The 12,000-nt window shown below is 63.2% G+C and carries 12 protein-coding genes; 3 read left to right on the top strand and 9 right to left on the bottom strand.

Annotation, left to right across the window (positions count from 1 at the left end; genetic code table 11):
* Positions 1 to 100: 100 nt before the first annotated feature.
* Positions 101 to 799, bottom strand: coding sequence for a hypothetical protein (locus H7J93_RS14300; protein ID WP_267306921.1), 699 nt, complete (start codon positions 797 to 799; stop codon positions 101 to 103).
* A gap of 107 nt (positions 800 to 906) precedes the next feature.
* Between H7J93_RS14300 and H7J93_RS14305 the strand changes: the two genes are divergently transcribed.
* Together H7J93_RS14305 and H7J93_RS14310 are read left to right on the top strand one after the other, a co-directional pair.
* Positions 907 to 2,007: a 3-oxoacyl-ACP synthase III family protein gene (locus H7J93_RS14305; protein WP_267306922.1), complete on the top strand. Its 1,101-nt coding sequence runs from the start codon at positions 907 to 909 to the stop codon at positions 2,005 to 2,007.
* A complete protein-coding gene (locus H7J93_RS14310) occupies positions 1,991 to 2,863 on the top strand; it encodes a beta-ketoacyl-[acyl-carrier-protein] synthase family protein (RefSeq protein WP_267306923.1) in 873 nt (290 codons plus the stop codon). The genes H7J93_RS14305 and H7J93_RS14310 overlap by 17 nt, the downstream gene beginning before the upstream one ends.
* A gap of 19 nt (positions 2,864 to 2,882) precedes the next feature.
* Here H7J93_RS14310 and H7J93_RS14315 read toward each other — a convergent pair whose 3' ends face one another.
* On the bottom strand, positions 2,883 to 4,928 hold the full coding sequence (locus tag H7J93_RS14315; protein WP_267306924.1) for an erythromycin esterase family protein: 2,046 nt from the start codon (positions 4,926 to 4,928) through the stop codon (positions 2,883 to 2,885).
* Positions 4,929 to 4,954: 26 nt separating this feature from the next.
* A complete protein-coding gene (locus tag H7J93_RS14320; RefSeq protein WP_267306925.1) occupies positions 4,955 to 5,239 on the bottom strand; it encodes a DUF1876 domain-containing protein in 285 nt (94 codons plus the stop codon).
* Between the two features lie 179 nt (positions 5,240 to 5,418).
* Between H7J93_RS14320 and H7J93_RS14325 the strand changes: the two genes are divergently transcribed.
* Positions 5,419 to 6,114 (top strand): C2 domain-containing protein, encoded by a 696-nt coding sequence (locus H7J93_RS14325; RefSeq protein ID WP_267306926.1) that lies wholly within the window; start codon positions 5,419 to 5,421, stop codon positions 6,112 to 6,114.
* Positions 6,115 to 6,144: 30 nt separating this feature from the next.
* On the opposite strand, the gene H7J93_RS14330 is transcribed toward H7J93_RS14325, so the two are convergent.
* The 6 genes from H7J93_RS14330 to H7J93_RS14355 all read right to left on the bottom strand — a co-directional run bounded on the left by H7J93_RS14330 (position 6,145) and on the right by H7J93_RS14355 (position 11,763).
* Positions 6,145 to 6,579, bottom strand: coding sequence for a pyridoxamine 5'-phosphate oxidase family protein (locus tag H7J93_RS14330; RefSeq protein WP_267306927.1), 435 nt, complete (start codon positions 6,577 to 6,579; stop codon positions 6,145 to 6,147).
* A 72-nt stretch (positions 6,580 to 6,651) separates the two neighbouring features.
* Positions 6,652 to 7,134 carry a hydrogenase maturation protease gene (locus H7J93_RS14335; protein WP_267306928.1) on the bottom strand — a complete coding sequence of 161 codons (483 nt, stop codon included), beginning with the start codon at positions 7,132 to 7,134 and terminating at the stop codon, positions 6,652 to 6,654.
* The gene (locus tag H7J93_RS14340; protein WP_267306929.1) at positions 7,131 to 8,612 is read right to left on the bottom strand and encodes a Ni/Fe hydrogenase subunit alpha; all 1,482 of its coding nucleotides are present in this window, start codon (positions 8,610 to 8,612) and stop codon (positions 7,131 to 7,133) included. The genes H7J93_RS14335 and H7J93_RS14340 overlap by 4 nt, the downstream gene beginning before the upstream one ends.
* 15 nt (positions 8,613 to 8,627) lie before the next feature.
* Positions 8,628 to 9,155 carry an NADH-quinone oxidoreductase subunit B family protein gene (locus H7J93_RS14345; RefSeq protein WP_267306930.1) on the bottom strand — a complete coding sequence of 176 codons (528 nt, stop codon included), beginning with the start codon at positions 9,153 to 9,155 and terminating at the stop codon, positions 8,628 to 8,630.
* Positions 9,156 to 9,241: 86 nt separating this feature from the next.
* A complete protein-coding gene (locus tag H7J93_RS14350; protein ID WP_267306931.1) occupies positions 9,242 to 9,958 on the bottom strand; it encodes a 2Fe-2S iron-sulfur cluster-binding protein in 717 nt (238 codons plus the stop codon).
* The gene (locus H7J93_RS14355; RefSeq protein ID WP_267306932.1) at positions 9,955 to 11,763 is read right to left on the bottom strand and encodes an NAD(P)H-dependent oxidoreductase subunit E; all 1,809 of its coding nucleotides are present in this window, start codon (positions 11,761 to 11,763) and stop codon (positions 9,955 to 9,957) included. Before H7J93_RS14355 ends, H7J93_RS14350 begins: the two co-directional genes overlap by 4 nt.
* Positions 11,764 to 12,000 lie beyond the last annotated feature (237 nt).

Below are 12,000 nucleotides of genomic sequence, written 5' to 3' on the forward strand. Positions count from 1 at the left end.
CGCCTCATCGTCTCACCGGGCTCGCTTAATGTCGGCTTAATGTCGGCGATTCCGGAAGCCAATGGACGAGGCTGGGCGGTTTTTCCAGCTCACGTTGAAGTCAGCTGCCCTGTGCGGCCTTGTCTCCTTCGCGGAGGTCCTGCGACATATCGACCGTGACGTGGTCTTGACGCAGGCGTTGGGCACGGTCGCGGATGCCCCGCATCATCTTCTGCTCCATCACGAAATGAGCGATATCGAAAACCGGATGTCCGCAAACTCCGCCACTGCCCCGAACGAGCAGACGGGTCCACGCGTTCTGTCGACGAAGACAGAACGCCCATGCACCCGAGGCCTTCTCGCCGCGCTGCAGGCGCCCGAAATCGGCCGGTGACACCAACACCAGGTGTGAATCCTGCTCGACGGCCGCAACCACCTGCCTGGCCGCGTCGCCGTACCGCCGGGCGAGCCAGACGCTGTCGCCGACGCGGACGTCCTGCCACTCGGGGTGGATGGTGTCCGCGTTGGTGATGTGTGAGCCAACGGCCCGTTCCAACGGCCAATAGCTGTAGAAGCCACCGCGGTCTTCACCAATTTGCGCTATCCACGGCCAGACGGCCTGCAGGGGCGCGTCGATGGTCAGTGCCCGCGTCGTGCGTATGGTCCCCGGCGCCACGAATTCATCTCCCGGCAAGGTGGCCGCGACTTCATCGTCGTCAGCACCCCACGTGTAGATCCGGGGCCGCACGCCGGCTCGGTACATCGTGATGATGCCGACCACAGCCATCAATGCGGCCAGCCACCGGCGCTGTTTGCCCATACGCCGACGCTAGAAATGCGTACGCACACGGCGAAGGGCCGAAGGTCCCCATCATCGATGCCAATTGCGCTCTACATCGCCGACGCGCAGAGGCACATCATCGGGTGATGGCACACGAGCACTGGCTGGTCATGGAAGCCGGGACGCGGGACGCGCCGTTCCGCACCCGACTCGCCGGCGCGGGACGGCATCTGCCGACGACTCGCCTTGCCACCGACGAGCTGATGTCGGTGACCCGGCACCGCACCCACATCGATCTCGAACGGTTGACGGGGATCCGCGAGCGCCGCGTGTCGGTGGGCGACGAGGACTCATACAGCCTGGCGACCGCGGCAGCGGTGAAGTGCCTCGACAACGCGCAACGGGACGCCGGGTCGGTCGACGCGGTGATCAACTGCAGCATCACCAAGCTTCGCAGCGACTTCACGCAATGTCTCGAACCGACGATGAGCGGCGCAGTGGCCCGCGCGATAGGTGCCGAGAACGCGTTGACGTTCGATCTCTCCAACGCGTGCGCGGGCATGTTGACCGGAGTAGCCGTGGCCAACAATTGGATCCGCCAAGGTTTCATCGAACGCGCCCTCGTGGTCAGCGGCGAATACATTTCTCAGTTGGGCCAGAACGCCGCGCGTCATATCCGCACCATCATGAGCAAGGAGCTCGCCTCGCTGACCCTCGGCGACGCCGGGGCGGCCTTGCTTCTCGAGCGAGCCGCACCCGGCACCGCGGGCATCGATTTCGCGGGATTCACGACCGTGGCTCAGTACAGCAGACTGTGTCTCGCGTATCCGACGGACGATGAACCCGCCGCGCGGATGTTCACCGACGCTCGGGGGATCCACAAGGCAGCGATGTCGAACACCCCGGTGCTGCTGCACGAAGTGCTTGACACGGTGGGCATCTCGATACACGACATCGACCACGTGATCACGCACCAAACCTCCGCTCGCGCGATACGCAAGGGCATGACGAAGATCTCCGCCGAATTCGGCGACACCCCGCAGCACGATGCCGTGATCACCGTCGATCGATACGGCAACACCGCTTCGACCACTCACACCGTCGCCCTCATCGAGGAGCTGGAGGCCGGAAACATCAAGCCCGGAGAAACAATTGCGCTGATCGCGCTGGCTTCAGGGTTGGAGATCGGCATCATCCTGCTGACGTTGGACGAGGAAATGGTGGGTCGTCATGGGCATGCTGATTGATCGGGTCGCCATCGTCGAGCGCGGATGGCGCACCCGCCACAGCGCTCTGCAACTCGCGGTGAAGTCAGCCGGGGACTGCCTCCGCGAAGCCGGACGGACCGCCGACGAGGTCGACCTGTTGGTCAACGCAGGAATCTATCGCGACCGAAATTTGGCCGAGCCCGCACTCGCGGCGTTGATCCAACAAGACATCGGTGCCAACCCGGAGGAACCGCACGAAAACGCTCACGGCACATTTTCCTTCGACGTCGCGAATGGAACATGCGGAATCCTGACGGCCTTGCAGATCGTCGACGGGTTTCTCAACTCGCGCGCCGTCGATTGCGCCCTGGTAGTCGCCAGCGATGCCGATCCCGGGCACCGACAGAGCAAGGATTTTCCGTTCACACCCGCCGGAGCGTCGCTGCTGTGTTCGCGGACGACCCATGGGCGCGGGCTCGGACGCACCTACTGGAAGAATCTGCCCGAGCACAGCGACGTGTTCTCCGCCACTGTCGGCATGCAGAACGGCCACCGAAACATGCTGCGGTTCCAGGAAACGGCATCGGTCGACGCACACTATGCAAAGGCCGCGGCGCTGGCCATCGGCGAATGCCTGCACGAATCGGGACTCACGATCGATGACGTCGACGCCATTGCCGCCGCACCGGCGCGACCCGGCTTCCAAGCGGCATTGGCGAAACAATTGGGTGTGGATGCCGGAGCCATCACCGTCGGCGCCGATGCGGGAATGCACACGGCCGCACTGGCCTCGGCCTTCGACCGCGCCGCCAAAAGCATTGGTGAGACGGGCGTGATGCTTGTCGTCGCGGCGGGCGCCGGAGTCACAGCCGGCGCCGCGCTATACCGATTCTGAACAGAGTCTGACCGTCGTCCTACAACCCCGTTGGGTACGTCTCGGGCGCTTCACCGGCGTCCCACAGGCTGGTCGTCTCGAGTGGCTCCAGCGCCCGCGTTCGATCGATGTGGATGATCGCGTCGAACTGTTCGCCGGGGCGAACATGGTAGTAATGGCTCTGCCTTTCGGTCTGGGGCAGATAGATGACGCCGATGGCCCGGCCCAACCGGACCGTGTCCAACGGATCCGCCGCGGCACGGCTGACAGCCGGCGACACCAAGAACTCGGACCGCCCCGTCTCATGAAACAGTTCCTCGACACTGCCGTTCAGGGCGGGTCTGACGATCTTGCGTTCGGCGACTCCACCCCATTCGCTGGCGGCGGTGACGGTGCCCGAATACGTGGTGAAGCCGACCAGCCGGCAGTCCTGCCCGTACCGCTCACGTACGAGCTGGCCCAGTGTGAGCTGCCCGTCGCCGCCCACCTCGGTGGCCCTGGCGTCGCCGATGTGAGAGTTGTGAGCCCACACCACGATTCGGGCGGAATGCTGGTCGCCATGGCGGCTCAGATGCGCCATCAGGGCCTGCAGGGTCTGGGCCATGTGCCGGTCCCGCAGATTCCAGGAGGTGACCCTGCCGCTGAACATCGCCCGGTAGTAGGCCTCGGCGTCCCTCACGGTCTGCGCGTTCTGCTGGGCATAGAACGCCTCGTCCTCGGCCAGAAGTCCGTCACGTCGCGCATACTCCGCTGCGGTGCGCTGCATCTCGACCAGTTGCTCGACGGCTTCGCGCTCGCACGACAACCCGGCGCCGAACGCTGCGGCGAATCCGTATGCCTGTCCGTCGTCGGCCGATACGTGATCGAAGCAGGCGTATCTGGTCCTCGCCCGCGCGGCTGCCCGCGGGTCGACTTTGTCGAGATATGCGATCACTTCTTGTATCGACCGATGCAGGCTGTAGAGGTCGAGTCCGTAGAAACCCGCCTGGCGTCTCCCGACGGTTCGGGTTCGCTGGTTGTGGTCGTACAGCCAGTCGACGAAATCACGCACCACGGTGTTACGCCACATCCACGCGGGAAATCTCTCAAAGCCACTCAATGCCTCGTCCGCGGATTGGTCCTCGCTCAGTCCGTGGACGTAGCGGTTGACCCGATAGGCGTCGGGCCAGTCGGCCTCGGCGGCGACACCGACGAAACCCTTCTCTTCGATCAGCCACTTGGTGATCTCGGCGCGCGCCCGGTAGAACTCGTGGGTGCCGTGAGAGCTTTCACCGATGAGCACGATGTGGGCGTCCCCGATGATCTCTTCGAGCACTTCGGGAGACGGAACGCCGCCCGGCGCGTCAACGGCAACACGCTCGATCGCTTCGGCGGGACTCTCCTCGATGCGGATGGCGGCGGTGGCGAAACCGGTTGTCGGGGTGGCGAGTAGGTCCCGCACTTCTTGGTCGCTCACCTGACGGAAATCCCAGAACGACTCGCCGACCGCAAGGAACGGAGTGGGCATCGAGGCGCAGACGACGTCGTCGACGATCGCCGCGAACTCACGGCACGTCGATTCAGGTGCTGCCGGCACCGCGATCACGATTTCGGCGGGGTCCATCTCGCGGAGCGCCTGGACCGCGGCGAGCATGCTGGCGCCTGTCGCAAGACCGTCGTCGACGAGGATCACGGTCTTGCCCGCCAGGTCCAGCGGCGGCCGGCCGCCGCGGTAGGCGGTCTCACGCCGGATGAGCTCTCGCCCTTCGCGTTCGGCGACATCGCGCAGCTGTTGCGGCGTCACCCGTAATGCTCGGAGCACGTCGTCGTTGACGACCACCCGCCCGCCGCTGGCCAGAGCGCCGACGGCGAACTCCTCATGGCCTGGCGCACCCAGCTTGCGCACGACGAAAGCATCAAGAGGGGCGCCCAAGGCCGCCGCCACTTCCCATGCGACGGGTATGCCGCCGCGGGGCAGCCCCAGCACGATCACGTTTTCGCGCCCCCGGTATGCGCCGAGCAAGTCGGCCAGTACCCGACCCGCTTCACGACGATCGCGGAAGACACGCCTGGGTTGGCTTCTCAATGTCTCCGAGGTCCGGACCATTTCTGCTCTCCCGTCCTCAATACTCGTCAGGGCAACAAAGTCGCGGGCTGTCCGGTGACGCGCTCGATGTCTTGAGCGGACACCGCCATCAACCGCTTCCCCAGGTCCGCCAGCGCGCGGCCGACGGCCAACTCGTCACCGATCTCAGCGATGTCGCGGTCCTCCGGATTCAGCCTCGCCGTGCCGATTCCCACCTCTTCCTTTTCGCGCCAGCGCAACCTCGCCTTGGCTCGGGTGAGCCCCATGTGCTCGTCGATCGTCACCTCGACTGTCCAGTTCTTCACAACGTGATCTGAATGTTCCCCGGTCATCGCAGTCATCTCCTTCAGTGCACATCTGCATACGACCACCGCACGTGGGCGTCGGGTAGGGACCGAAGTCCCCGCTCAGCGGGCCGTTCGGCGCCCGGTACCTCGACGGGCGAAACGTCGACCAGATCAGGGACTACCGGCCCTAGTCGCGTCGCGACTGCGCAGCGCATCGTTGGGCCATGATCACGAACGGACTGCGCCTCGCCGGGGCATTGACGTTGCTCTACGCGGCGCGGAGGTACTACCGCAACTGGGGCACCACCAAGGAAGAAAGCCAGATGTACCTCGACGGCGATGCGCACATCTTCGGGCCCGTCGTGCGGAGTACAGAAGCGGTGTGGATAGATGCCCCGGCCAGCGCGGTGTGGCCGTGGCTGGTGCAGATGGGTCAAGACCGCGGCGGGCTGTACACGTTCGAGACATTGGAAAACCTCGCCGGGCTGCATTACGTAACCGCCGACCGCATTCATCCCGAATGGCAACATCTCGAGCCGGGCGACACCGTCAGGCTTGTTCCACGGGGCTGGATGGGTCTACGTGACGGATTCGCGCTCGAGGTGGTCGAGGTCAACGATCAAGAGGCCCAGAAATCCATCGTGTTGCGAGGTTCGATGAGCCCAAACTGGAACGTGGTGTGGTCATTCCACGTCATTCCGCATTGGGAGGATCGCTGCCGCCTTCTCATCCGGATTCGGACGCCGTTGCGTCTTCCGAGCCAGGTGCTGGTCACCGAACTCTTGGGACCGGTGACGGCTTTCGTGACCCGGGGCATCTTGCGCGGCATCAAGCGGCGGGCTCAGCAGCAAGTTCAGGCCGGCGAATCAAGGCTGGCGTCGGCGACCCGGGCAAGCGACGATCTGCACGGCGTCGTCTAGGTCCGCCGTCTGGCTAGTTTGCCCGGTGGCTCAGGCAATAGTGAATTCGCGGTCCGGCTCGGACCCGAAGGTGAACCGTCGGCCGGTGACGCTCAGCGGGCGGATGCGCACGTAATGCTGTTTGACCGTGGCCGTCCACGGGAGTAGTTGCGCGCGTTCGGCTTCGTCGATCTCGGCGTCGGTACGCAGCGATTGCGCAAGGCCCTTCACGATCACACTCCACCCTTCGTGGGCGTCGTGGTCATCGACCTCGAACAGCACGTTGCGGTTGATCGCGGTGCTGATCAGCTTGGTGCCCTCGGCTGTGCGAAACAACACCGTTCGGTTCTGGACGACGAAGTTGACCGGAAATATCTCGGGCTGACCGTCGACTGTCGTGACAAGCCGTCCCAGCGCGGCGCTGGATATCAGCTTCCAGCACTCGCTCTCCGGCAGGATGGCGATCGGTTGCGACGGTGTGGTCATGGTGATGACGCTACCCAACACGCGTTCTAATGAAAGCGGCCAAAAGTCACATACCTTGAGGACTGAGGGGGTTCATCTCTTCGAGCGTCGGGGGGCCGAGGCCGACAAGCCGGAAAAATGAGCTGTCGCGTCATTCAGGTTCTGGTTCGCCGCGGGCGTCAAACCTAGTTCGAGTCCGAACTCATACCCTCGGATCGCCAGCACGTGCACAATCGGCAGGCGGCCGAAACACTGCTGACAGGTCGCCATGATCGCCGGAATCGAGATGGCGTGCGATGTGAAGCTGAAGTCCATCCGCGGTGCCGCGCGCTCCAATGTGAACGAGTCCACCGTCGCATCCTTCGTGGCGTCGATGAACAGCACACGCTCCTTGGTGCTGATCAGTTCGGCGTCCTCGAGCAACAGCTGATAGCCGCACTGCAACTCTGCGCTCGGGCAGAGACTCTGCGCCTCAAGCCAATCGACAAACGCCCAGCCCAAGCCGTCATCCTGTCGACCTACGTTGCCGATGCCATAGACCAGGCATGAGCCGTTGTCGAAGTCGTCGAGTCTCATGAACCGGTCTCCGAGCGAACACGCTCGTTGATCACGTTTCCCGCGGCATCACAGACGGTGACGATCAGCGGCATCTGCCCGAAGGCGTGCGTAGCACAGCTCAGACATGGATCGTATGCGCGAATTCCCACCTCGATGGCGTTCATCATGGCTTCAGAGATCTCACCGCGTCCCTGCAGATACTTCTCGGCTACGGACTGCACCGTCCGATTGATCACCTGATTGTTGTGCGTGGTTGCCACGATCAGGTTCGCAAAAGTGACGTCACCTTCTGGACCGGCACGGTAGTGGTGAAGCAATGTGCCGCGCGGAGCTTCGACGACACCTATGCCCTCACCGACCCACGCGTCGGCAGAGGGCGTCACGAGCAGGTCCGCCTTTTGTAGATCGGGGTCGCGCAGCAGCTCCTCAATCAATTCCGCGGCGTAAAGCACTTCGATGGTCCGTGCCCAATTGGTGTGCAAGGTCATGTTGTTCGCGGATCCGCCGGTGTACGCATGGAAGCGCTCCAAGGCCTCCTGAGCACGCGGCGTCGACAGTGACGTGGTGACATTCATTCGCCCGAGCGGTCCTACCCTGACCGAACCGTCCTCCCTGCCAAAATCTTTGAGGAAGGGGAACTTCATGTACGTCCAGTCTTCGACCGCTTCCGAAAAGTGGTCGAGGTAGTCGTGATAGTCGAATTCCCGGACGACGTTCTTGTCCCCGTCGACGATGCGTAGTATCCCGTGGTAGTAATCCACGTTGCCGTCGGCGCCGACAAGAGACATATTCAGGGCAGGGACGTTGGCGAAGCCGTCCACCGCGCTTCGGTTCTTGTCGTGGAATTCGTAGAAGAGGCGAAGACCGTCCTGCGCGTAGTCGATGATCTCGTCGATCGACGGTAGCCCCTCCTCGCCATTCAGCAGACGGTTGCATTCGGCCTTGCTCAGGCTCTTGTGCACGCCTCCCGGCACCGAGCTGATGCCGTGCATTCTTCGGCCGAAGACCGTCTTGATGACCTCTTGCCCCCACTTGCGCAGCATGATCACTCGCCTCATCAAAGCCGGATCGGCTTGGATGAGGCCTTGCAGGTTCCGCTGTTCGGGCGGGGCGTCCAACCCGAACATCATCTCGGGAACGACCAGATAGAAGTATGCCGTCGCATGCGACTGCAACATCTGCGCGTAATGGCCGAGCCGGCGAATCTTCTCCGCAGTCCGCGTGATCCCGACTCCCGCGTTCGCCCCGACGCCGACCATGTCGTCGAGCGCCTTTGCGCCACAGAGATGGTGGCTGACAAAGCAGATTCCGCAGATGCGCTGCATCAGCATCGGCGCCTCCCAGAATGGGTGGCCCTGAACGAATTTCTCGAATCCGCGGAACTCGACGACGTGCAGTCTGGCGTCAACGACGTTGTCGTCGTCGTCGAGATGGACGGTGACCTTGCCGTGGCCCTCGATCCGGGTCACGGGGTCGATGATCAGCTTTTTGCTCACACCTAGTCTCCGTGATCAGTCGTAGTGGTTGAGCGAGCGGGGCAGCGCAACGGGACGACCACTGATGAGATCCTCGAGCACCGTCAGGATCGCATCAGCGTCCGGCGGACAGCCGGGAATGAAGTAGTCCATCTTGACCACTTCGTGGCAGGGGTAAACCTTGGTGGTGAGTCGGGGAATATCGGGATGGGAGGGGATGACGGGTTCCGCCCCCGGTACCGCGGTGGGCGAATTGATGTACGCCTCGGACAGACAGTCCTTCAGTTCGAAGACGTTGCGCATCGCTGGGACGCCACCCCAGACGGCGCAGGCACCCACGGAGATCAGGATGTCGCAGTTGTCCCGAAAGTGTCGCAGCGTTTCGATGTTCTCCTCGTTCGCAACACCGCCCTCGATGAAGCCAATGGCGCATCGCTGCGTGATTCGCTTGATGTCGGTGAGGGAGGACCGGTGGATGGTGATCTTCGTCAAGAGCGGAACGATCCGCTCGTCCATATCGAGGAACGACAGCGTGCATCCCCAGCAGCCACACAATCCGATCATGGCCACATTGATCTTGCCATCCCGGGCCGCTGACGGCGCTGGATCCGTTGGTGTTGAGGGCATTTCGTGTGATGCGATTTCTTCTGTCACGGTGCACCAGATCCGTCTGACGGGTCCAGCGCCCGTGCACGGGCGGTGCGGACTTCGTACTTTCGACGGCCGATCGGAACGTCGAATCCAACCCGCTTCGCGAGGATGGCACCGACAGGGCAGATCTCGACGGCATAGCGGACCTGCTCGGCGGGCATCGCGTTCGCACGTTCGGTATCGACCTCGATCCGGGACTCGCTGCCTCGGCCTCTGATGCTGAAGATCTTCTCCCCGGTGGTTTCGTCGCGGACGAATTCCACACAGCGTTGGCAGAAGATGCAACGATCTCGCTCCAGCCAGATGTTCTCCGACGCGTGGTCCCGTTCTCGTTGCGGGAAGCGATACGGGAAACGTGAGACCAGCATGTCCACCTCGTAGCCGACGGCCTGTAGCGTGCAACGACCGCTCTTCTCGCAACTCGGGCAATTGTGGTTGCCTTCGGCGAAAAGTAGTTCCACCACTGCCTTTCGGATGTCAGTCGTCTCCGGCTCGTCGACCTCGACGTGCATCCCGTCCGAGACGCGAACCGTGCACGCCGCGACCACGGCGCCGTTCACCTTCACCGAACACACCCGGCAGGTCCCGAGGCACGGTTTCCCCTTGAGATAGCACAGCGTAGGGATGTACACACCGGCCTCAGCGGCAACATCGACCAGGATTTCGCCCTCGTCGGTCGACACCGGGTGTCCATCGATCTCGATGCGGATGGTCATGTCGTCCCGTCCTCGAGTTCGGTCACTGCGTGGTCGTACCCGGCCAGCGCGGCATCCAGATCGAACGACGGCAGGAGGGCCTGCTCCTGAGCGCGCAACCGTTTTCGATAGATCTCGGGGAACTTCTCCATGGTCGTCAGAATGGGATTGGCTGCGGTGACCCCGAGGCCACATCGACTGGCGCTCTTGACCACCGCACCCCAACCGGCCAGGTCGTCCAGGTCCTCCTGGTTCGCCGCGCCGACCGTGACAAGTCGCAGTTTGTCGTGTAGGTCGACTGTGCCTGCTCGGCACGGAACGCAAATGCCGCAGGATTCGTCGGCGAAGAACTTCGTGTAGTCCCTGACGCTGTCCAGGAGGTCACGGGTGGCGTTGAAGATGGTCACGGCGCCATTGCACGGGATGTCTTCGTAGGCGATGCGGCGTCTGCCGTCCACGGCCACCGACAGGCACTCCCCCGATGGGCCACTGATCTGCACGGCGTGGGCATCGTGCGCGCCGACCATCATCAGCACCTCATCGAGCGTGATACCCCATTCGACCTCGTAGACACCGGGACGGTCGCAGTCGCCGGCGACACTCAACAGGCGTGCACCCGCCGAGTCCGGGGTGCCCATGCGGCGGAACCACTGCGCGCCTTCCTCGATGACGCGGGTTACCGCAGCCAGGGTCTCGACGTTGTTGACGCTGGTCGGTTTGCCGAGGTACCCCTGCTGGACAGGGAAGGGTGGTTTCAGCCGGGGCGTACCCCGTTTGCCTTCGCAGGACTCGATCAACGCCGACTCTTCACCGCAGACATAGGAGCCGGCACCCATCTGGATACGGATGTCGAAATCGAATCCCGTGCGGCCACCGACACTGGAGCCGAGCAGGCCGTCATCCCGGAGCCGCCGAAGCTGGCTTTCCAGATACCGCTTCAGGTAGACGTATTCGGCACGGAGGTAGACGATCCCGTGAGAACTGCCGATCGCGTAGGCCGCGACGACCATCCCCATGAAAACGTCGAGAGGTGATCGGGTCAGCAGCGCCCGGTCCTTGAAGGTGCCGGGTTCACCCTCGTCGGCGTTGCAGATGACGTACTTCTCGTCGCCCGGCGCGGCCCGGCACAGCTGCCACTTGAGCCCGGTTCGGAACCCCGCACCGCCGTACCCCCGTAGCCCGGATTCGAGGACTGCGCTGATCGTCTCGTCGGGAGTACGGGAGAGGCAGTTCTTGAGCACGGTCTGGTAATCCGGCTCACCGCGGAAGAACACCGGCCCCCGCGTGTGGACATTGGACTCCACCAGAGCGTCGACGTAGGCGATGTCGTCATCGGGTAGCCCCGCGGGGTTAGCGATCTCGGCGGCGACCTTCCCCGTCTTCAACTGCGCAATGATGGTTGCGACGGTATCCGGCGTCAGTCGCGTGAACACCACGCTGTCGATCATCATCGCGGGTTCCTGATCGCTGAGACCGATGCACGGCGTTTCGAACAGGCCGAACATCCCCGCCGCGTCGGTTTCTCCGAATCTGACGCCGGTCTCGCGCTCGAGCGCGTCGTAGACCTCCTGATAGCCGTTCATCTTGGCAATCACTGTGTTGCTCAAGTAGATCTGGTGCCGCCCCGACGGCTCGCTACGGAAGAAGTGATAGAAGGACGCGGTCTCCACGATGTCGAGAAGAGACCGGTTCAACCCGGCCGCGAGCTGCGGCAAGACGTCGTTGGGGAGGTGGCCGTACAGATGCTGAACATCCCACAGAATGTCGATCAGCCGCGTTCCGTCGTGGCCGTAGCGCCGGAGCAGGGTATCGATGTCTGCTTTCATCTGTTACCTCGCAGTGTATCCCGGGATTCACGCTAATGGCCCAGACCGAAGCGGCCGGCCTTGGAGTGATCGCGCGGGCTGCGTCCTCGAGTGAGATGTCGCGTGCTGCGACTCTACTGTCTGGACCTCCATATCGCGGATCCCTTCAACTGGTTTCGTTACCTTTGTCCACGCTATGGACCGCCGAGGTCGGCCACTACCGACCAAGCCCCCAGGGGCGACGTTGGTGCCTGTGGT

The organism is Mycobacterium barrassiae (genome assembly GCF_025822765.1).
Taxonomy (GTDB): domain Bacteria; phylum Actinomycetota; class Actinomycetes; order Mycobacteriales; family Mycobacteriaceae; genus Mycobacterium; species Mycobacterium barrassiae.